Source organism: Maritimibacter fusiformis, assembly GCF_008086115.1.
GTDB classification, from domain to species: Bacteria; Pseudomonadota; Alphaproteobacteria; order Rhodobacterales; family Rhodobacteraceae; genus Muriiphilus; species Muriiphilus fusiformis.
In genome coordinates this window covers 332,705-352,177 of sequence record NZ_VSIY01000003.1, presented here as the reverse complement: position 1 = coordinate 352,177, position 19,473 = coordinate 332,705, and the positions used below count along the sequence as shown (strand labels likewise).

Here is a 19,473-nt window from a genome sequence, read left to right as displayed (position 1 = left end):
CTGGCGGTCATATTCAAGCGCGCGGGGCTTTTCAGGCTCGCAACCGGGGGGCAGAGGGCCTAGATAGAACGCATGTTTGCACAGCGTTTTTCCCACGTCACCACCTGGGTCTTCGACCTCGACAACACGCTCTATCCGCCCTCGGCGCGGTTGTTCGACCAGATCGAGGCGCGCATGACCGCCTGGGTGATGGACACACTCGGCGTCGACCGGGCCGAGGCCGACCGGCTGCGGCTGCATTACTGGCGCGCCTACGGCACCACGCTGGCCGGCCTGATGGCCGAACACGATGTCGACCCGGCGCCCTATCTGACCGAGGTGCACGACATTTCCTTCGCCGCCCTGATCCCCGACCCGCTGCTTGCGGCGCGGATCGGCGATCTGCCCGGGCGGCGGATCGTCTATACCAACGGCTCGGCCCCCTATGCCGAGCGGGTGATCGAGGCGCGCGGTCTCTCGGGCGTGTTCGATGCGGTTTACGGCGTCGAACATGCGGGCTTTCACCCCAAGCCGCAGCGCGTGGCGTTCGAGACGGTGTTTTCCGCCGACGGGCTCGACCCGCTGGCGGCGGCGATGTTCGAGGATGACCCGCGCAACCTGGCCGCGCCGCACGAGATGGGGTTGCAGACGGTCCACGTCGCCCCCGAAGCGGCCCCGGCGGCGCATATCCACCACCACACCGACGACCTGTCCGCCTTCCTGGCCGAGGTGATCGCGGGCACCTTTGCGCGCCGGGGCGAGCGGTCGGAGGCGGAATGATGCGAAGGCGCGAGGCCGATATCTTCATCTCCGGCGGAGGCATCGCCGGGCAGGTGGCCGCGGCGGTCTTTGCCGCGCGGGGTTTCTCGGTGATCATGGCCGACCCGGTGCCGCCGGTGACTGAGGCCGGTCAGGACGGGTCCGACCTGCGCTCGACCGCGTTCCTGCGCCCGGCGCGCGACCTGTTCGAGGCGTGTGGCCTCTGGCGGGTGCTGGCGCCGCACGCCACGCCGCTCGACCGGCTCGAGGTGATCGACACCACCGGCTGGCCGCCGGTGATCCGCGACCGGCGCAGCTTTGCCGCCGCCGAAATGGGCGACGCGCCCTTCGGCTGGAACCTGATGAACTGGCTGGTGCGGCGCGAGTTGGCGGGCTACCTCGCCGATGCCCCGGGGATCACGGCGCTCTATGGCACCGGCTTTGCCTCGCTGGTGCAGCGCCGCGATGGCGTGATCCTGGGCCTCACTGACGGCAGCCAGGTGCGCGCGAAACTGGCGGTGGCCGCCGATGGCCGCGCCTCGCCGCTGCGCGAAGCCGCCGGGATCGGGGCGCGCACCACCCGCTATGGCCAGAAGGCGCTGGCCTTCACCGTCACCCACGACCGGCCGCACGACAATGTCTCGACCGAAATCTACAATGAGGGCGGCGCCTTCACCACCGTGCCGCTGCCCGACCACGAGGGGCGGCCCGCCTCGGCGGTGATCTGGATGAACTTCGGCCCCCGCGCGGTCGACCTGATGGCGATGCCTGTGCCGGAGTTCGAGGACGAGATGTTCGCCCGCTCGACCGGGCACCTGGGGCGGTTGCGGCTCGAGGGGCGGCGCTCGACCTGGCCCATAGTCACCCAACTGGCCGACCGCCTGACCGAGGCGCGCGTGGCGCTGGTGGCCGAGGCGGCCCATGCCCTGCCGCCGATCGGGGCGCAGGGGCTGAACACCTCGCTCAACGACATCGCGGCGCTGGTCGAGGCGGCCGCGACCATGCCCGCCGACCCCGGCGCGTCCGCCGTCCTCACCGCATATGCCCAGGCCCGCCGGGCCGACATCGCCGCGCGCGCGCGCGCGATCGACCTGTTCAACCGGGTGGCGCGCTCGGGCGGGGCGGGGATGCAGGCGCTGCGGCTGGCGGGCCTCAAGGCCGTGCACGATATCGCACCGCTGCGCCGCGGCGTGATGCGCGCGGGGCTTGGCCCGGGCTAAGGCCGCGGCCAAGGTGCGACGGAAGATCGCCTTTGCCGCCGCGATCATGTAGAGGATAAGCTGCCATCCATTGCGCACAGGAGACCGACCATGAGCATGCAAGACAATGACACGCGCGGCGAAATCCAGTTTTTCGCCATCGCCCTTCTGATCGTCGTGGCGCTGGTCGTGGCGTTCCTGGTCTGGGGCCTCGCCGGCATCATCGGGGTGATGGCGGTTCTGACCGTGCTGGTCTACCTCGCGCTGGTGCTGATCAGCGTCGGCGGCTAGCCCGCCGTCTTGCCCGCCGGCCCCAGCACCTTGTCGAGCGCGGCCTCCAGCCGGGCCACGCTGGCATCCACGTCATAGAGCTTGTCGAGGCCGAACAGGCCCAGCCTGAAGCTGCGGTAGTCGTCGCCTTCGCCCACCATCAGCGGCACGCCGGCAGCGATCTGCATGCCCAAGGCGCCAAAGGCGCGGCCCGACTGGATTTCTGGGTCGTCGGTATAGCTGACCACCACGCCCGGCGCCTCGAACCCCTCGGCGGCGACCGAGCGCACACCGCGCGCCCTGAGCGCCGCGCGCACCCGGCGGCCCTGGTCCCACTGGGCCTCGGCCAGCTTGTCGAAGCCGTAGTCCTTCGTCTCCAGCATCACGTCGCGAAAGGCGCGCAGCGCGTCGGTCGGCATGGTGGCGTGATAGGCGTGCCCGCCGCCCTCATAGGCCTCCATGATCGCCAGCCACTTGCCGAGGTCGATGGCGAACGAGGTCGACTGTGCCGCCTTGGCGGTGTCGCGGGCACGCTCGTTCATCATCACCAGCCCCGCCGAAGGCTGCGCCGACCAGCCCTTTTGCGGCGCCGAGATCAACACGTCGACGCCGGTTTCCCGCATGTCGACCCAGACCGCCCCCGAGGCGATGCAGTCGAGCACGAAAAGGCCGCCCTCGGCATGAACCGCCTCGGTCACGGCGCGGATGTAGTCGTCGGGTAGGATCATGCCGCTGGCGGTTTCCACATGCGGGGCAAACACCACGTCGGGTTTCTCGGCATGGATGCGCGCCACCACCTCCTCGACCGGCGCGGGCGCGAAGGGCGCGGTGGGGCCGTTGCCGGTGCGCTTGGCCAGCATCACGGTCTCACCCGCCGGGATCGCGCCCATCTCGAAAATCTGGCTCCAGCGATACGAGAAAAAGCCGTTGCGGATCACCATCGCGCGTTTTCCGGTGGCGAACTGGCGCGCCACCGCCTCCATCGCATAGGTGCCGCCGCCGGGAATCACCGCCACCGCATCGGCGGCGTAGACCTCTTTCAGGATCGCCGAGATGTCGCGCATCACGCCCTGGAACGCCGCCGACATGTGGTTGAGCGAGCGGTCGGTGAACACCACCGAGAATTCCAGCAGTCCATCGGGGTCGATATCGGGGCGCAGGGCGGTCATGGGGGCCTCTCGGGTCGGGTTTCGGTCCGCCGACCTTGGCACCGCAGCGCGCGCGGGCGCAAGCCCTATCGGTTGGCGTCGATCCAGCGCGACATCAGGCCCGCGTCGCGAAAGCACTCGTCGGGAATCGCGCGGCGCTTGATCCGGGCCAGCTTCTCGGCAAAGGCGACCTGGCGCGAGGTCGCGCCGGGGCCTGCGGCGCTGCGCGGCGCCTTGTGCGCGTCGATCCAGTCCGACAGCGCGCGGCGGTCGGCAAGACGCGAATGCGGGATCGCGGCATCGAGCCGCCGCGCGATGGCGCGGGCATAGTCGAGCTGTTTTCGGGTCGGGGGCAGGGGGGCAGCATGAGGCATCAGATCTCTCCTCGGCAGGCGGTCAGGCTATAGAACAAATATAGAACATGTCCCCTCATATTTCAAGATGGCGGCAATCAACGCGGCGTGAGCGCGCGGTGCTTGCGCCCGGCCCGGAAGGGTGCAAACTCGCCCCATGACCCTGCCACCGCTCAACCCCGCCGATGCGGATTTCGCCCGAACCCTGCGCGCGCGCCTGCCCGATGCGGCGTTCCGCCCGCTCGGCCCGGCCTACCTCGAGGAACCACGCGGGCTGTTCAGGGGGCAGGGCGGGCTGGTCGTCGCACCCGGAACCGCCGAAGAGGTCGCCGAGGTGGTGCGCGCGGCGGCGGCGGCGCGCGTCGGCGTGGTGCCCTATGGCGGCGGCACCGGGCTGGTCGGCGGGCAGGTGATGCCCGATGGCCCCGCCCCGGTGATCCTGTCGCTGGAGCGCATGACCCGCATCCGCGCGGTCTACCCGGCCGAGAACGTGCTGATCGCCGAGGCCGGGGCGATCCTGGCCGATGTGCAGGCGGCTGCCGAAGCCGCCGACAGGCTGTTCCCGCTGACGCTGGCCTCCGAGGGGTCGTGCCGGATCGGCGGCAACCTTGCGACCAACGCCGGCGGCGTCAACGTGCTGCGCTACGGCAATGCCCGCGAGCTCTGCCTGGGGCTCGAGGCGGTGCTGCCGGACGGCTCGCTCTGGCACGGGCTGCGGCGGCTTCGCAAGGACAACACCGGCTATGACCTGCGCGCGCTGATGATCGGGGCCGAGGGCACGCTAGGGGTGATCACGGCGGCCAGCCTGCGGCTGTTCCCGCGCCCCGCCGTGACCGGAACGGCGCTGATGGTGGTGCCCTCGCCCGGGGCCGCGCTCGATCTTCTGGCACTGGCGGGCGACCGGCTCGGCCCCGTCATCAGCGCCTTCGAGCTGATCTCGGGCCAGGCGATGCGCTTTCTGGCCGAAACCGGCTGCATCGCCCGCGCGCCCTTCGCCGCGCTTCCCGACTGGGCGGTGCTGATCGACCTGGGGCTGGCACGCGGCGGCGACGTCGACGCGGCGCTGACCGGCCTGTTCGAGGCGGCGCAGGCGGCGGGGTTGTCGTCCGACGGGGTGATCGCGCAATCCGAAGCCCAGCGCGCCGCCCTCTGGGCGATGCGCGAGGAGATCCCCGAGGCCAACCGCCGGGTCGGGTCGATCTCGTCGCATGACATCTCGCTGCCGCTCTCGGCGATCCCCGGGTTCCTGCAGGCCGCCACCGCCGCGATTGCCGCGAAAGGGCCGTTCCGGATCAACTGTTTCGGCCACCTTGGCGACGGCAACCTGCATTTCAACGTGTTCCCGCCCCAAGGCCGCACCCGCGCCGACTTCCCCGGCGCGCGGACCGAGGTGGCGCAGGCGGTCCATGACCTGGTGGCACAGTTCGACGGCTCGTTCTCGGCGGAGCACGGCGTCGGACGGCTGAAGGTGCATGCCCTCGAAACCTACGCCGACCCCGCCCGGCTGGCAGCGATGCGCGCGATCAAGGCGGCGCTCGACCCGGATGGCATCATGAACCCCGGCGCGGTTCTGGCGCGCCGGACCGGGCGTCGGGAACAGGGACAGACCACCCCGACATGAGTATTTGGACCAGGATGAAGCCCGTCAAGGTTAACGCGCCCTGTTGACGCGCCCTGACTTCATCTTGGCAAAAATACTCACGACGCGGGGGTGCACCCATCGTGGCGTGCGGCCCGGGGCATGGCCTCGGGATGAAAAAGCGCCCCGCCGGGGGTGAAGGCGGGGCGCCGACACGAGGAAACGTCACGTGCGTGCAAGCAGCGGCCTGTGCTCTCAGGCCACGTCCTGTCTAGCCGCAAAACCTTGCCAAAGCATTTACGCGCCGTCGAATTCGCACAGGACATGCACGTCCATGCCCATGTCCTCGAGCACCTTGCGCCCGCCAAGCTCGGGCAGGTCGATGATGAAGGAACAGCCCACGATCTCGCCGCCCAGCCGCTCGATCAGCCGGATGCCCGCCGCCGCCGTGCCGCCGGTGGCCAGAAGGTCGTCGACCACCAGCACCCGTTCGCCCGGCTGGATCGCGTCGTCGTGGATCTCCATCACCGCCTCGCCGTATTCGAGCTGGTAGGCCTGGCTCAGCGTCGCGCCCGGCAGCTTGCCCTTCTTGCGGATCGGCACGAACCCCAACGTCAGCTGGTGCGCGATGGCACCACCGATGATGAAGCCGCGCGCCTCCAGCCCCACCACCTTGTCGATCTCCTCGCCCGCGAACGGGTGCAGCATCTGGTCGATGGTCATGCGAAAGCCGCGCGGATCGGCGAACAGCGTGGTCACGTCGCGGAACATGATCCCTTCATGCGGGAAGTCCACGATGGTGCGGATGTAGTCCTTGACGGATTTCCGCGTCATCTTGCGGGCGGCCTCAGTCACGGGCATCGAAGTGCCAGCTCATGCCCTGTTCGGGGATGATGAAACGCACGCCCAGATCGTTACCGGCCTCCAGTTCGTTCAGGATCGTGACCTGCGGCAACTCGCCCTGCTTGATCTGGTACTTGATGTGGCTGATCACCACCGGCAGCCCTGCCAGCGCCTGCGGCCCCCCGGCCAGGTCCGCCAGCTTGCCCAGTTCGGCGAGGATGTGTTTCGGCGTGAGGTGGCCGAACAGAAGGTTGTCGGGTCGGTCCGAGGTATAGGAGCTTTCGATCACGATCGCCTTGAGCGCGCCGGATTTCGCCTGCTCGGCGACCGCCTGCCAGATCGTCGCCAGGTGCTCGCCGCCCTCGACGCTGTCGGGGCCGGTGTCGCCGAAACACAGGATGGAATCGCCGCCGCTCTCGAACAGAAAGGCGGTGGATTCGACGCCGCCATGCGACAGCGGAAAGGCGGTGGCGGTGATCGCGGTATTCGCGACCTCGACCGGCTCGCCCGGTGCCAGGGCGATGTAGTCGTATTTTCCGAGATGCGGCTCGGTGCCGCTCTTGCCGAAATTGGGCCAGGCGACCCAGTTGAAATAGGTGCTCTCGATGTTGCCGAGGACGGAGGGCAGGCCATAGATCGGCTTGGCGCTGTCGTCGGGCGAGCCGACGATCAGACCGGCGATGTGGTCGAGATGGGAATGCGAGATGAAATAGCCGCGGATCACGTCGGTAAAGACGTGCCCGACCCTGGTATAGTCCGACTCCGCCGGCAGCTCGACCGCGTCGAACGCGCCTTTTTCGTCGGCGACGCGGATGCCGTTGACGATGGCGCCGGCGTCGCAGGTGACGGCGCGCGGGTCGCCGTGGGGCTGGATCAGGAAGGCGCTGAGATTGCCGCCCTCGAGCCCGCCGCGCGCGCCCAGCGTGACCACGTCGAAACCGTTGTCGGCCAGCGCCGGCGGCGTCAATGCGACCAGACCGAGCGCGGCCAGTCTGAGTGCTGCTGTCATGGAAGTATCTCCCTGCTGGGCGGCACCCCGTGCCGCGTCGGTTTGACGGGGATGAGTTCAGCACGCATCCGGTCCGGCTGGCAAGCGCGGATCGGGTCTCAGCCTTTCAAAACCCGCCCCGCGACCGCATCGAGCCGCGCCATGAGCGCCGGGTCGCGCGCCTCGGGTGCCGTCAGGAGTGCGACGTCGAGCGCCGTGTTGCAGCCGTGGGCGCAGGGGTCGTGCGCCGCGCCCAGCAGCCCGGGCAGCCGCGCCACCAGCGCGCGCGCCTTGTCGGCGTTGGCGCCGAGGGTGGCGATGATCTCGGCGATGTCGACCTCGCCGTGCTGCGGGTGCCAGCTGTCATAATCGGTGATCATCGCAACGCTGGCATAGCAAAGCTCGGCCTCGCGGGCGAGGTTGGCCTCGGGCATGTTGGTCATGCCGATCACGTCGCAGCCCCAGACCTCGCGATAGAGTTTGGACTCGGCCATCGTCGAGAATTGCGGCCCTTCCATCGCCAGGTAAGTGCCGCCCTTGTGCACCGTGATCCCCGCAGCCCCCGCTGCCGTGTGGCAGGCGTCCGACAGGGCCGGGCAGGTCGGATGCGCAAGGCTCACATGCGCCACGCAGCCGGTGCCGAAGAAGGATTTCTCGCGCAGGGTGGTGCGGTCGATGAACTGGTCGACGATGACGAAATCGCCCGGCGCGCGGTCTTCGCGAAACGACCCGCAGGCCGAGACCGACACCAGGTCGGTGACGCCCAGCCGCTTCATCGCGTCGATATTGGCCCGATACGGCACCGTCGAGGGCGAATGCACGTGGCCGCGTCCGTGGCGCGGCAGGAAGGCCATCTTCACCCCGTCCAGCGTGCCGGTCAGGATCTGGTCCGAGGGCGCGCCCCAGGGCGTGTCGACCGTGACCCAGGTGGCCCCCGACAGCCCCGCGATCTCGTAAAGCCCCGAGCCGCCGATCACCCCGATCATCCTGTCCATGCGCCGCTCCCGTCCAATGGCCCGCCCGAGGTTGCAAAACCGGGCCGGGATTTCAACGAAAAAGCGACGCAGGCGCGGCGCCTTGCGTGCCCCGCATGCCGACCCCGCGTCATTCGCACTGGATATTTCTGCGCTGCAGCGTTAAGGACGACCCTTCCAACAGCTTCCCCCAACGAGGTGATCCTTGTCCAAAGCGCTTCTGGCGGTCTTTGCCGACCGTGTCGGCCGCCCCAGCCTGAAACTCTTTCCCAACGTGGTGATGACCCCGGCCCGGTTGCGCACCGAGATCCTGTCGGGTCTGACCGTGTCGCTGGCGCTGGTGCCCGAGGCGGTGGCCTTTGCCTTCGTCGCGGGCGTGCACCCGCTGGTCGGGCTCTATGCGGCCTTCATGGTCGGGCTGATCACGGCGCTGTTCGGCGGACGCCCGGGCATGATCTCGGGCGCGACCGGGGCGCTGGCGGTGGTGATGGTGGCGCTGGTGGCCGATCACGGCGTCGAATACCTGTTCGCGACCGTGGTGCTGATGGGCATCCTGCAGGTCGCCTTCGGCATCCTGCGCTGGGGCAAGTTCATGCGGCTGGTGCCGCATCCGGTGATGCTGGGCTTCGTCAATGGCCTCGCGATCGTGATTTTCCTGGCCCAACTGACCCAGTTCAAGGTGCCGGGCACCGTCGCCGCCTCGGGGCATGGCGCATCCGGGGGCGAGTGGCTGACGGGCCAGCCGCTTGTGACCATGCTGGGGCTGGTGGCGCTGACCATGGCGGTGATCTGGGTGATGCCCCGGATCACCCGCGTGGTGCCCGCGCCCTTGGCCGGTATCGCGGTGGTGGCGGCGGTGGTGATCGGGTTCGGCATCGAGGTGCCGCGGGTCGGTGACCTGGCCTCGATCAAGGGCGGCCTGCCCAGCTTTCACATCCCCGCCGTCCCGCTCGACTGGGAGACGCTCCGGATCATCTTTCCCTATGCGCTGATCCTTGCCGCCATCGGGCTGATCGAAAGCCTTCTGACCCTCAACCTGGTCGGTGAAATGACCGGCCAGCGCGGCGGTGCCTCGCGCGAAAGCCTGGCCCAGGGCGCGGCCAATATCGCGACCGGGTTCTTCGGCGGCATGGGCGGTTGCGCGATGATCGGGCAGTCGATGATCAACGTGAACTCGGGCGGGCGCACGCGCATCTCGGGGGTGGCGGCGGCGCTGTTCCTTCTGGCCTTCATCGTGGTGGCGGCCCCGCTGATCGAGCAGATCCCGCTGGCCGCCCTGGTCGGCGTGATGTTCATGGTGGTGATCGGCACCTTCGCCTGGAACTCGATCAAGATCCTGTTCCGGGTGCCGAAAACCGACGCCTTCGTGATTGTGCTGGTCACCGCCGTGACGGTGGCCGAAGACCTCGCGGTGGCGGTGGTGGTCGGCGTGATCGTCTCGGCGCTGGCCTATGCCTGGACCAACGCGCGCCGCATCCATGCCGATGTCTACACGCCCGAGGACGGGTCCAAGGTCTACCGCGTGCAGGGGCCGCTGTTCTTCGGCTCGACCGACGGCTTTACCGAGCTGTTCGAGGTCGAGACCGACCCCGACACCGTGGTGGTCGATTTCGCCGACAGCCGGGTGGCCGACCAGTCCGCCCTGCAAGCCATCGAGGCAGTGGCGGCAAAATACGAGGCCGCCGGCAAGCGCCTGCAACTGCGCCACCTGTCGCGCGACTGCCACCGGCTCCTGACCCGTGCCGGCCACCTGATGGTCGACAGCGACGACGACCCCGACTATGCCATCGCGGCGGATTACTCGGTGCGCACCGGCATTCTGGGCGGGCACTAGGGCGGGGCTTGCCGCCCCGACCCCCGGCCCCTAGGCTGACCCCGACCCAGCCTTCCGGAGCCGCCGCGATGCGCATCGCCACCTACAACATCGAATGGTTCAACGCGCTGTTCGACGACGACGGCGGGCTTCTGGAGGACGGCGAGTGGTCGGCCCGCCAGAATGTGACCCGCGCCGACCAGCTGACCGCGCTGGGCATCGTCTTTACCGCAATGGATGCCGACGCGGTGATGGTGATCGAGGCCCCCGACGACAACCGCCGCCGCTCGACCGTGCGCGCGCTCGAAACCTTCGCCCGCACTTACGGGCTGCGCGCGCGCAAGGCGCTTTTGGGCTTTCGCAACGACACCCAGCAGGAGATTGCGCTGCTCTACAATCCCGACGTGTTCACCGCCGAGCACGACCCCTGGGGCGAGGAGACCGGCAAGAAGGGCTCGCACGACGCGCCGCGCTTCGACAGCACTTTCCGCTTCGACCTCGATGTCGATGCCGAACCCGAGGCGATCACCTTCTCCAAGCCGCCGCTCGAGGCGCGGCTGATGCTGCGCGAGACGGGGCGCGTTCTGCGCCTGATCGGGGTGCATGTGAAATCCAAGGCCCCGATCGGCGCGACCACGCCCGACGAGATCCTGCGCCTGTCGATCCAGAACCGCCGCAAGCAGTTGGCGCAATGCGTCTGGCTGCGGCAGCGCGTCGACCAGGTTCTTGCACGAAACGAACCTCTGATCGTGCTGGGCGACTTCAATGACGGCCCCGGCTTGGACGAATACGAGAAACTCTTTGGCCGCTCGGGGCTGGAGATCGTGCTGGGCGAGGACGGCAAAAAGCGCCTGCATGACCCCCATGCCCGGCTTGCGCTAAGCCGCCGGGTCGGCGCGATGCCGGTCACCGCGCGGTTCTACCTGCACGAGGAGGGGCGCTATCTGCAAGCGCTGCTCGACTACGTGATGCTGTCGTCCGACCTGTGCGCCATGAACCCGCGCTGGCGCATCTGGCACCCGTTCGACGACCCGGTCTGCTACCACACCCCGGAGCTGCGCGAGGCGCTGCTCACCGGGTCCGACCATTTCCCGGTGTCGGTCGATCTCGATCTCGGCGGCTGATCTTCCAATTCCCGCGCCCCGCCCCCATATTATTCGCATGAAACCGATAGCCACACTCACCGCCGCGTTCTTCCTCGCCGCCGCACCGGCCATCGCGCAGGATCAGAACAGCGCGCCGCGAAACCCCGACCTGTCGACCGGCGCCGAGCTTCTGTCCGAGGGGATGAAGCTGTTTCTGAAAGGGCTGATGGCCGAGGGCGAAGAGGGCTGGAGCAAGCTGGTCGACTGGCTGGATGACGTGACCCTCTACGAGGCGCCCGAGCGTCTGCCCAACGGCGACATCATCATCCGCCGCAAGGAACCGCTGCAACCGGACGCGCCCGAGGCGACCGACCTCTAGGACTGCCCGGCGATCTTCACCACGGTCGTGGCGTCGAGCGCCTGCGCCAGGCTGTCCAGCCGCACCCGTGCCACCTCGCCGAACAGATCCGCCGCGCGCGGCTTGACCTTCAGGTGCAACTCGCGCCGTTTCGGCCGCCAGGTCAGCGCCGCCTGCTTGTGCGGCGCGTCGACCGCGAACATCGCCCCGAACCGCATCGCCTTGCCCAGCACCTCGGCCTTTGCATGTTCGGCTTCGGGCAGGATCGAAAAGATATCCTCGAAGCGCGATCCGTCGCGGTTGTTCTTGTAGCGGTGAAACAGCGCCATTCCCAGGAACACCCGTTCCTGGTGCGTCAGCCCGCCCAGGTTGGCGCGGGTGGCGCTTTCGAAGGTCACTTCGTGGCGGTAATCGGGATGCGCGCGCCAGCTCACGTCGTGCAAGAGGCAGGCCGCGCGCACCAGCCGCAGCCGCTCGGGCCGGGCGGATTTGTAGAGCGGCTGGATGAACTCGAACAGCCCCTTGCCGAACCCGGGCATGCGGGCGTCCTTCTTCTCGGCGAACCGGCAGGCCTCGATCAGCGGGTCGCGGCGGCGAAGCTGCTCGGGCATCTGCTCATACAGCAGCCCCTCGCGGATACCATAGGACGACACCGCGATCTCGCGCGGCTGAAAGGTCCGCACCAGGCGTTTGAGCACCTGCGCGGCGATCGGCACCAGCGCCATGCGCGTGGCCGAGGTGCCGGTGTGCTGGCGCACCTCGTCAAGGTCCACGCTGTCGATCCACGCCAGCGTCGCGGCCAGCCCCTTGGGCGTCATCCGGTATTCGTGCAGCACATGCAGCGGATAGCCGCGCCGGTGCATGTCGAGCCGGGCAATCGCCCGCCACGACCCGCCGACCAGATAAAGGCGCTTGGGCCGGGTGGCGATCTGGCCCGCCAGTTCTTCCATCGTCTCCCGTATATACGCCTTCAGCCCCGCCTTGCCGCCCTTGATGTCGGCCAGTTTCAGCGGACCAAGGCCCGAGCTGATCCGGGTTCCGACCTTGCCGTCCGACACCTCGGCCAGTTCCATCGACGACCCACCCATGTCGCACATCAGGCCGTTGGCCCCGGGCCAGCCCAGCAGAACGCCCTGCGCCGACAGCCGCGCCTCTTCCTCGCCGTCGATCACGTAGAGGCGGATGCCGGTGGCGCGCTCGACCTCGGCGCGAAACTCCGGCCCGTCCTCGGCATCGCGCACCGCGGCGGTGGCGACGGCGGACAGCGGCGGCAGGTCCATGCCCTCGGCCAGCAGGCGAAAGCGCTTGATCGCGGCCAGCGCGCGGGCGCGGCCCTTGGGGTTCAGCCGCCCGGTCTCGGACAGTCCCGCGCCAAGGCCGCAGAGGATTTTCTCGTTGTAGAAATAGGCCGGGCTGCGAGCCGCCCCGTCGAACACCACCAGCCGGACCGAGTTCGACCCGACATCGAGCACGCCCACGCGCTTCAGGGCGCGCACCGAGGGGTCTTCGAACAATGGCCGTCCGAACGGTCCCCAGTCGTGTTCTTCGATTGCGGTCATGGGCCCTCGGCGGTTTGCACGGGTTTATTCACGTTTCCCCGCGCGCGGTCAATCGCCGGGGCGCATCGGCTCAGACCGCGAGCCAGCCGAGATAGCCGGCATAGCCGATCAGGAGCACACCGCCCTCGCGCCGGCTGACGCGCCAGCCGGTGCGCATCAGCACCACCAGCAGCAGCGTCACCGCCAGCATTACCCAGGTGTCGACCCGCGCGATCTGGGCGGCCACCGGGATCGGGTGGACCAGCGCGGTCACCCCGAGAACGCCCAGAAGGTTGTAGATGTTCGACCCCAGCACATTGCCCAGCGCGATGTCGCCGCGCCCGCGCAGCGCCGCCATGACCGAGGTGACAAGCTCGGGCAGCGAGGTGCCGACCGCCACCAGCGTCAGCCCGATCACCGCGTCCGAGACCCCCAGCGCCCCGGCGATCTCGGTCGCCGAGTCGACCAGCAGCCGGGCGCCGAGGATGGTCAGAAGGATGCCGCCCAGCGCCAGCGCCAGCGACACGCCCAGCGCATCGGTGACGGCCGGATCGGCTTCGGAACTGTCGTTGCCGTTGCGGTCGATCCGGTAGGCGACCAGCAGATAGAGGCCCAGCCCCGCCACCAGCCCGAACCCCGCCGCCCGGCCCAGCCCGTCCGTGGCGATAAGCGCCGTGGCACCCAGCGTCGCCAGCACCATCGCCAGCCCGTCGCGCCCCAGCGCCGCGCGCCCGACCGCGAAGGGGCGGATCAGCGCGGCAACGGCGAGGATCAGGAGGATATTGGCGATGTTCGAGCCGACCACGTTGCCCAGCGCCAGCCCGGGCGCCCCGGCAAAGGCGGCTTGCAGGCTGGTGACAAGCTCCGGCGTCGAGGTGCCGAAGCCCACCACCGTCAACCCGATCAGAAGCGGAGAAACGCCAAGGCGGCCCGCCAGTCCGACCGCGCCGCGCACCAGCATGTCGCCGCCGATCACCAGAAGGATGAGACCCAGAACAAGTAGAAAAACGGTCACATGACACCCGCATCGCCCTGCCACACGCCGATCGCGGGGCCTCGCTCCGAACATGGCCCGCGCGCGCGCCGTTTCAACCCCGCGGCTTCACCTTGGCGAAAAATACTCCGGCATGGCGCGCGCCGTCAGTCGTGGCTGTGGGCCAGTTCCGGCACGTCCGAAGCCCCGGCCGAGCCCCGGCCCGACAGCGACGGGTTTTCCATGAAGAAGCGGTGGCAGTTGAACGGGTTTTCGATCCGGCTCAGGTCGGGGCGCAGGAAGGTGCCGTCGGGCTGCATCACCCAGCTTTGCGCCACGTCATGCAGGTTGGCGGCCATGATCTGGCTGACGATCTGCGCCTTGACGGTCTGGTTCGTCACCTCGACCAGCGTTTCCACCCGGCGGTTGAGGTTGCGCCCCATCCAGTCGGCTGACGAGATATAGACCTTGGCCCCCTTGGCGGGCAGCCCGTGGCCGTTGCCGAAGCAGACGATGCGCGAATGCTCGAGGAACCGCCCGACCACCGATTTCACCCGGATGTTGTCCGACAGCCCCTTGATGCCGGGCCGGATGCCGCAGATGCCGCGCACCACCAGCGTGATCTTCACGCCGCGCCGCGAGGCATCATAAAGCGCGTCGATCACGTCCGATTCGATCAGCGAGTTCATCTTGGCCCAGATCTCGGCGGGCTTGCCGGCCTCGGCGTGGTCGCCTTCCTGCCTTATGCGTTCGATCAGGGTGGATTTCAGGTTGAGGGGCGAGATCGCCAGCTTTTCCAGCCGCTCCGGCTGGGCATAGCCCGACAGGTAGTTGAACACCCGCGTGGCATCGCGCCCCAGGGCGGCATCGCAGGTGAACAGGCTGAGGTCGGTGTAGATCTTGGCGGTGATCGGATGGTAGTTGCCGGTGCCGTAATGGGTATAGGTCACCAGGTCGTCGCCCTCGCGCCTGACCACGGTCGAGATCTTGGCATGCGTCTTGTAGTTCATGAAGCCATAGACCACATGCGCGCCGGCACGTTCCAGCCGCCGCGACTGGCGGATGTTGGCGGCCTCGTCGAAGCGGGCCTTGAGTTCGACCAGCGCGGTCACCGACTTGCCCGCCTCGGCGGCCTCGCACAGCGCCGAGACGATGGGTGAATCCCGCGAGGTGCGATAGAGCGTCTGCTTGATCGCCACCACGTTGGGGTCGAGGGCGGCCTGCTCCAGAAACCGCACCACCATGTTGAAGGTCTCGTAAGGATGGTGCAGCAGCATGTCCTTTTGCCGGATCGCCGCGAAGATGTCGCCGCGGTGGTCCTCGACCCGCTCGGGCACGCGCGGGGTGAAGGTGGGCCACAGAAGGTCGGGGCGCTCGTCCAGCACAAGCTGCGACAGGTCGGCCACGCCGATCAGCCCGTCGACCTCGACGATCTCGTCGCCGGTGACGTGCAACTCGCGCTGGATCAGACCCATCAGGGCCGCCGGCGCGCCCGACGAGATCTTGAGCCGCACCACCTCGCCCCGGCGCCGGCGCTTGAGCGCGGTCTCGAACTCGCGCACCAGGTCCTCGGCCTCGTCCTCGACCTCCATGTCGCTGTCGCGCAGCACCCGAAAGGCGCAGCTTCCCTTTTCGACATAGCCGGGAAACAGGCTGTGCAGGTGCAGCAGCAACAGCTCTTCCAGCGGCAAAAACCGCGCCGTGCCTTCCTCGGCGGGCAGGCGCACGAAACGGTCGATCTGGTGCGGGATCGGCAGAAGCGCCTGCAACTTGCGCTTGTCGGCGCTGCGCTGCAATTGCAGCGCCAGCGCAAAGCCGGTGTTGGGGATGAAGGGGAACGGATGCGCCGGGTCGATGGCCAGCGGCGACAGCACCGGAAACACCCGCGACAGGAACACGTCCTCGAGATGCGCGTGGTCGGCCTCGGTCAGGGTGTCGCGGTTGCAGATCACGATACCCTCGTTGCGCAACTCCGAGGCGAGGATGGTGTAGACCTCCTGCTGACGCGCCATCAGGGCGCGGGCGTTCTGGTTGATCTTGACCAGTTGCTCGCCCGGGGTCAGCCCGTCGGCGGCGGGCGTGGTGTTGCCCTCGCGCTCCAGCTCGCGCAGCCCGGCCACCCGCACGGTATAGAATTCATCGAGGTTGGTGGCCGAGATCGACAGGAACCGCAGCCGCTCCAGAAGCGGCACGCGCGGGTTCTCGGCCTCTTCCAGCACCCGCCAGTTGAAGCCCAGCCAGCTCAGTTCCCGGTTGAAGAACCGCCCCGGCCCGGAGATTTCCTCTTCGGGCAGTTCGACCGGCTCGGGGAAGTCCGAATTCAGGAAATCGGCGTCGATCGCGGGCGCGTCCGGGGCCGGGGGACGGGCAGGGGCGGGGCTGTCGAGGGTCATGGCGCAAACCGGGTCAGGAACGGGGGGAGTGGCGCGGATTATGGGCCGGGGCACGGGGCAATGTCCAGCGCGCCGCCTGCGGCTTATTCGTCGTCCGCCGCCTCGAGCAGCCGTTTCGCCAGGTCGCGCGTCACCGGGCGGCGTTCGGCCAGCGCGGTGCGGTCCAGGTCGGCCACCACCGCCTGGGCGGCGGCGAACGAGCGTTCGATGCGCTGGGTCAGATAGGGGATCAGGTTGGCGGGCGCGGCGATCTGGCGGTCGGCGAATAGCTTGACCAGCACGGCGGCCAGCAGCGCCTCGTCGGGCGGTGCCAGCGCCACCGTGGCCGCGCCCTGCATCCGGCTCGTGAGGTCGGGCAGGCCCAGTCCCCAGTGCTGCGGCAGGTCGCGCGCGGTGACGAGCAGGCTGCCGCCCTCGGCCAGCACCAGGTTGTGCAGATGAAAGGCCGCCGCCTCGGCCGCCGCATCGCCGGCGAGCCGGTCGGCATCCTCGAGCGCCACGTTCCGGCCCGCCAGCCGCGCCGGATCGACCCCGCCGATATCGTCCGCCGCGACCACCTCGGCCCCGGCCAGCCCGGCCCAGACCTCGACCAGGTGGCTCTTGCCCGCGCCCTCAGGCCCGGTCAGCACCATCTTGCGCCCGGGCCAGCCCTGCCAGCCCTCGATCGCCGCCAGCGCGGCATAGTTCGTTTCCGAGACGAAGAAATCGCCGCGCCCCCGTGCCGGGCGCAGGGGAAGCTCGAAGGTCATCTGCCGCGCCATGGCCTAGTTCGCGTCCTCGTCGGGGTCGTCGGACCCGCCGCGATACAGCATGCTCTGCTTGTAGCGGCGGGTGAAATAGCGCGCCACCACCCCGATGGCCGCGGCCACCGGCACCGCCACCAGCATGCCGACAAAGCCGAACAGCGCACCGAAGGCCGACAGCGCCAGCAGCAGCCAGACCGGATGCAGCCCGACCGAGTCGCCGACCAGCTTGGGGGTCAGGATGTTGCCCTCGACGAACTGGCCGGCGACGAAGACCGCCGCGACCCCGCCCAGAAGCCACCACTCGCCCCAGAACTGGAAAAGCCCCAGCCCGATCGCCAGGGCGCCGCCGACGATGGCGCCGACATAGGGGATGAAGGTGATCAGCCCGGCGATGAAGCCGACGACCAGCCCGAACTGCAGCCCGATCAGCATCAGCGCGACCGCGTAATAGGTGCCCAGGATCAGACAGACCGTGCCCTGTCCGCGGATGAAGCTGGCGAGCGTCCGGTCGATCTGACTGGCCAGATCGCGCACCACCGGCGCGTGCTCGCGCGGCAGAAGGCCGTCGATCGCGGCGATCATCCGGTCCCAGTCGAGCAGCAGGTAGAACGTGACCACCGGCACCACGACGATCAGAAAGACGACGTTGACGATCCCCATTGCCGACGACAGGGCGGCATTGATGAACTCGCCGCCCCGGTCCTGGATCTTCTGGCCCAGCGTGGCCAGCGATTGCCGCAGGATGCTTTCCTCGTTGATCAATGACGGGAAGCGCTCGGTCAGAAAGGCTTGCAGGTTCTGCGCCGCCTTCGGCGCGACGTTGACCAGCGCCACCGCCTGTTCGACCAGCAGCGGGATGACCAGAAGCGCCAGCAGCGTGAAGATCACCACCGCGATCAGCGTGATCACCACCGTCGCCATCACCCGGTTCAGTCCCAGCCGCTCGAGCCGGTCGGCCACGGGGTCGAGGAAATAGGCCACCGCACCGCCGATCACGAAGGGCAGGATGATGTCGCCCAGAAACCACAGCGCGACCAGAAAGAACACCGCCGCGACGGACCAGTATTTCAGTTGCGTTCCGACCGGCAGGGCCATGTGGATTCCTTTGTTTCCCGGCCCTGTTCTTGCCTGTTTGTCCCTCTGGCGCAAGGGCGCGCGGGTGCGGCGCGCAGACCCGGCCCGCTGGTGCGGCCCTGTCCCTGTCCGTCCCCGCCGCCGCCGCGCCCGGCGCGGTCACGAAAAGAAACCGGGCGCGGGGCCTTTTTCAAGACCACCGCGCCCGGCCGGGCGGTGGGAACGTCCGCCCTTGGGAGTGCTCGGGGAGCGCTGGGGAAAACTCAGTGGCAGGCCGGCCGGGTGCCCGGCAGCAGAACCTTGTCGATCACGTGGATCACGCCGTTGTCGGCCATGATGTCGGCGATCACCACGTTGGCGCTCTCGCCGGTGCCGTCGGCGATGGTCACGCCGCCCGACCCCTTGGTGATGCACAGCCGCTGGCTTGCAAGGATCGGCTTGAAGTAGTTGGACCCCGACGGGATCATCCCAGCCGTCAGCTTGCGGTCATCGACGTGATACAGCAGCACATCGGTCAACTGGCCCTTGTTCTCGGGCTTGAGCAGCGTCTCGACCGTGCCCTCGGGCAGGGCGGCGAAGGCGTCGTTGACCGGCGCATAGACGGTGAAGGGGCCTGGGCCCGAGAGCGTCTCGGCAAGGCCGGCCGCGGTCACGGCGGCGACGAGGGTGGAAAAGCGGTCATCGGCGGCGGCGATCTCGACGATATTGTCGGCCTTGGCGGCACCCGAAAGGGCAATGGTCGCGGCCAGCGCGGCGGCGGTGGTTTTCAGAAAACGTGTCAATTCAATCTCCTTGGGGTCTGGTGTGGGCTGCGCCGGGGGCGAACCCCCGGCGCAGGGGGGGTTACATGCAGGACGGGTCGTTGCCCGGCAGGATCACCGTGTCGATCACGTGGATGACGCCGTTCGAGGCTTCGATGTCGGCGATGATCACGTTGGCCATCGTGCCCGAGCCGTCGTCGAGCATGACGCCCTCGCCCTTGATCACGCAGACATTGGCGCCTTCGAGCGCGGTGCCCACCTTGGTGTTGCCCATGGCGATATCGCCCGACATCACCTTGCCGGCGACGACGTGGTAGAGCAGCACGTTGGTCAGATCGCCCTTGGCGTCCGGTTCGAGCAGACCCTCGACGGTGCCCGCGGGCAGGGCGGCGAAGGCATCGTCGGTCGGCGCGAAGACGGTGAACGGGCCTTCGCCCGACAGGGTCTCGACCAGGTCGGCGGCGGTGACGGCGGCGACGAGGGTCTCGAAGCGGTCGTCGCCGGCGGCGATGTCGACGATGGTGTTCTGTGCCAGGGCGGCCGAGGTGGTCAGGGCGAAAGCGGCCGCAAGGCCGAGTTTGGATGCGATGGTCATGTTGTCCTCCTGAGTGATGTCCGTGTCGCGGTTCGTGCTGGGGCT

Annotated in this window: 19 protein-coding genes; 7 read left to right on the top strand and 12 right to left on the bottom strand. The window is 68.5% G+C overall.

Annotated features, from left to right (window positions below):
• The first annotated feature begins 72 nt into the window (after positions 1-72).
• The 3 genes from FVF75_RS02455 to FVF75_RS02445 all read left to right on the top strand — a co-directional run bounded on the left by FVF75_RS02455 (position 73) and on the right by FVF75_RS02445 (position 2,228).
• Positions 73-759, top strand: coding sequence for a pyrimidine 5'-nucleotidase (locus FVF75_RS02455; protein ID WP_148376156.1), 687 nt, complete (start codon positions 73-75; stop codon positions 757-759).
• The gene (locus FVF75_RS02450; RefSeq protein WP_148376155.1) at positions 759-1,958 is read left to right on the top strand and encodes an FAD-dependent monooxygenase; all 1,200 of its coding nucleotides are present in this window, start codon (positions 759-761) and stop codon (positions 1,956-1,958) included. Before FVF75_RS02455 ends, FVF75_RS02450 begins: the two co-directional genes overlap by 1 nt.
• A gap of 90 nt (positions 1,959-2,048) precedes the next feature.
• A complete protein-coding gene (locus FVF75_RS02445; protein ID WP_148376154.1) occupies positions 2,049-2,228 on the top strand; it encodes a hypothetical protein in 180 nt (59 codons plus the stop codon).
• Here FVF75_RS02445 and FVF75_RS02440 read toward each other — a convergent pair.
• Both FVF75_RS02440 and FVF75_RS02435 read right to left on the bottom strand, forming a co-directional pair.
• Positions 2,225-3,376, bottom strand: a complete 1,152-nt coding sequence (locus FVF75_RS02440; RefSeq protein WP_148376153.1) for an aminotransferase class V-fold PLP-dependent enzyme — start codon at positions 3,374-3,376, stop codon at positions 2,225-2,227. The two genes, FVF75_RS02445 and FVF75_RS02440, sit on opposite strands and share 4 nt — an antisense overlap.
• A 65-nt stretch (positions 3,377-3,441) precedes the next feature.
• Positions 3,442-3,729: a hypothetical protein gene (locus FVF75_RS02435; protein ID WP_148376152.1), complete on the bottom strand. Its 288-nt coding sequence runs from the start codon at positions 3,727-3,729 to the stop codon at positions 3,442-3,444.
• Positions 3,730-3,865: 136 nt separating this feature from the next.
• Between FVF75_RS02435 and FVF75_RS02430 the strand changes: the two genes are divergently transcribed.
• Positions 3,866-5,329, top strand: a complete 1,464-nt coding sequence (locus FVF75_RS02430; RefSeq protein WP_148376151.1) for an FAD-binding oxidoreductase — start codon at positions 3,866-3,868, stop codon at positions 5,327-5,329.
• Between the two features lie 255 nt (positions 5,330-5,584).
• Here the strand turns inward: FVF75_RS02430 and FVF75_RS02425 are convergent, their stop codons facing one another.
• From FVF75_RS02425 to FVF75_RS02415, 3 genes are all read right to left on the bottom strand, one after another.
• On the bottom strand, positions 5,585-6,121 hold the full coding sequence (locus FVF75_RS02425; RefSeq protein WP_148376460.1) for an adenine phosphoribosyltransferase: 537 nt from the start codon (positions 6,119-6,121) through the stop codon (positions 5,585-5,587).
• Between the two features lie 13 nt (positions 6,122-6,134).
• Positions 6,135-7,139 carry an MBL fold metallo-hydrolase gene (locus tag FVF75_RS02420; protein WP_148376150.1) on the bottom strand — a complete coding sequence of 335 codons (1,005 nt, stop codon included), beginning with the start codon at positions 7,137-7,139 and terminating at the stop codon, positions 6,135-6,137.
• 98 nt (positions 7,140-7,237) lie between these two features.
• Positions 7,238-8,113, bottom strand: a complete 876-nt coding sequence (locus FVF75_RS02415) for an S-methyl-5'-thioadenosine phosphorylase (RefSeq protein WP_148376149.1) — start codon at positions 8,111-8,113, stop codon at positions 7,238-7,240.
• Between the two features lie 184 nt (positions 8,114-8,297).
• Here FVF75_RS02415 and FVF75_RS02410 point away from each other — a divergent pair, with 184 nt between their 5' ends.
• The 3 genes from FVF75_RS02410 (at position 8,298) to FVF75_RS02400 (ending at position 11,369) form a co-directional block, all read left to right on the top strand.
• Positions 8,298-9,926, top strand: coding sequence for a SulP family inorganic anion transporter (locus FVF75_RS02410; protein WP_148376148.1), 1,629 nt, complete (start codon positions 8,298-8,300; stop codon positions 9,924-9,926).
• A gap of 68 nt (positions 9,927-9,994) precedes the next feature.
• Positions 9,995-11,029, top strand: a complete 1,035-nt coding sequence (locus tag FVF75_RS02405) for an endonuclease/exonuclease/phosphatase family protein (protein ID WP_148376147.1) — start codon at positions 9,995-9,997, stop codon at positions 11,027-11,029.
• A 37-nt stretch (positions 11,030-11,066) separates the two neighbouring features.
• Entirely contained in the window at positions 11,067-11,369 is a 303-nt protein-coding gene (locus FVF75_RS02400; protein WP_148376146.1) for an AAA+ family ATPase, read from the top strand.
• Here the strand turns inward: FVF75_RS02400 and FVF75_RS02395 are convergent.
• The 7 genes from FVF75_RS02395 to FVF75_RS02365 form a co-directional block, all read right to left on the bottom strand.
• Positions 11,366-12,907, bottom strand: coding sequence for a Ppx/GppA family phosphatase (locus FVF75_RS02395; protein WP_148376145.1), 1,542 nt, complete (start codon positions 12,905-12,907; stop codon positions 11,366-11,368). The genes FVF75_RS02400 and FVF75_RS02395 overlap by 4 nt on opposite strands.
• A 70-nt stretch (positions 12,908-12,977) precedes the next feature.
• Positions 12,978-13,901 (bottom strand): calcium/sodium antiporter, encoded by a 924-nt coding sequence (locus FVF75_RS02390; protein WP_148376144.1) that lies wholly within the window; start codon positions 13,899-13,901, stop codon positions 12,978-12,980.
• Between the two features lie 125 nt (positions 13,902-14,026).
• Complete coding sequence (locus tag FVF75_RS02385) at positions 14,027-16,252, bottom strand: RNA degradosome polyphosphate kinase (RefSeq protein WP_148376143.1); 2,226 nt, start codon at positions 16,250-16,252, stop codon at positions 14,027-14,029.
• Between the two features lie 83 nt (positions 16,253-16,335).
• On the bottom strand, positions 16,336-17,013 hold the full coding sequence (locus FVF75_RS02380) for a P-loop NTPase family protein (protein WP_148376142.1): 678 nt from the start codon (positions 17,011-17,013) through the stop codon (positions 16,336-16,338).
• Between the two features lie 3 nt (positions 17,014-17,016).
• Positions 17,017-18,093, bottom strand: a complete 1,077-nt coding sequence (locus FVF75_RS02375) for an AI-2E family transporter (protein ID WP_148376141.1) — start codon at positions 18,091-18,093, stop codon at positions 17,017-17,019.
• Positions 18,094-18,335: 242 nt separating this feature from the next.
• Positions 18,336-18,854 (bottom strand): fasciclin domain-containing protein, encoded by a 519-nt coding sequence (locus tag FVF75_RS02370; RefSeq protein ID WP_148376140.1) that lies wholly within the window; start codon positions 18,852-18,854, stop codon positions 18,336-18,338.
• A gap of 61 nt (positions 18,855-18,915) precedes the next feature.
• Positions 18,916-19,428, bottom strand: coding sequence for a fasciclin domain-containing protein (locus FVF75_RS02365; protein ID WP_148376139.1), 513 nt, complete (start codon positions 19,426-19,428; stop codon positions 18,916-18,918).
• Positions 19,429-19,473: the final 45 nt, after the last annotated feature.

Bases quoted from the DNA above. Each gene is read 5' to 3' on its own strand.
- FVF75_RS02445 (WP_148376154.1), top strand. From the start codon at position 2,049: ATGAGCATGCAAGACAATGACACGCGCGGCGAAATCCAGTTTTTCGCC.
- FVF75_RS02385 (WP_148376143.1), bottom strand. From the start codon at position 16,252: ATGACCCTCGACAGCCCCGCCCCTGCCCGTCCCCCGGCCCCGGACGCG.
- FVF75_RS02380 (WP_148376142.1), bottom strand. From the start codon at position 17,013: ATGGCGCGGCAGATGACCTTCGAGCTTCCCCTGCGCCCGGCACGGGGG.
- FVF75_RS02375 (WP_148376141.1), bottom strand. From the start codon at position 18,093: ATGGCCCTGCCGGTCGGAACGCAACTGAAATACTGGTCCGTCGCGGCG.
- FVF75_RS02365 (WP_148376139.1), bottom strand. From the start codon at position 19,428: ATGACCATCGCATCCAAACTCGGCCTTGCGGCCGCTTTCGCCCTGACC.
- FVF75_RS02455 (WP_148376156.1), top strand. From the start codon at position 73: ATGTTTGCACAGCGTTTTTCCCACGTCACCACCTGGGTCTTCGACCTC.
- FVF75_RS02415 (WP_148376149.1), bottom strand. From the start codon at position 8,113: ATGGACAGGATGATCGGGGTGATCGGCGGCTCGGGGCTTTACGAGATC.
- FVF75_RS02400 (WP_148376146.1), top strand. From the start codon at position 11,067: ATGAAACCGATAGCCACACTCACCGCCGCGTTCTTCCTCGCCGCCGCA.
- FVF75_RS02440 (WP_148376153.1), bottom strand. From the start codon at position 3,376: ATGACCGCCCTGCGCCCCGATATCGACCCCGATGGACTGCTGGAATTC.
- FVF75_RS02395 (WP_148376145.1), bottom strand. From the start codon at position 12,907: ATGACCGCAATCGAAGAACACGACTGGGGACCGTTCGGACGGCCATTG.
- FVF75_RS02420 (WP_148376150.1), bottom strand. From the start codon at position 7,139: ATGACAGCAGCACTCAGACTGGCCGCGCTCGGTCTGGTCGCATTGACG.
- FVF75_RS02430 (WP_148376151.1), top strand. From the start codon at position 3,866: ATGACCCTGCCACCGCTCAACCCCGCCGATGCGGATTTCGCCCGAACC.
- FVF75_RS02450 (WP_148376155.1), top strand. From the start codon at position 759: ATGCGAAGGCGCGAGGCCGATATCTTCATCTCCGGCGGAGGCATCGCC.
- FVF75_RS02425 (WP_148376460.1), bottom strand. From the start codon at position 6,121: ATGACGCGGAAATCCGTCAAGGACTACATCCGCACCATCGTGGACTTC.
- FVF75_RS02435 (WP_148376152.1), bottom strand. From the start codon at position 3,729: ATGCCTCATGCTGCCCCCCTGCCCCCGACCCGAAAACAGCTCGACTAT.
- FVF75_RS02405 (WP_148376147.1), top strand. From the start codon at position 9,995: ATGCGCATCGCCACCTACAACATCGAATGGTTCAACGCGCTGTTCGAC.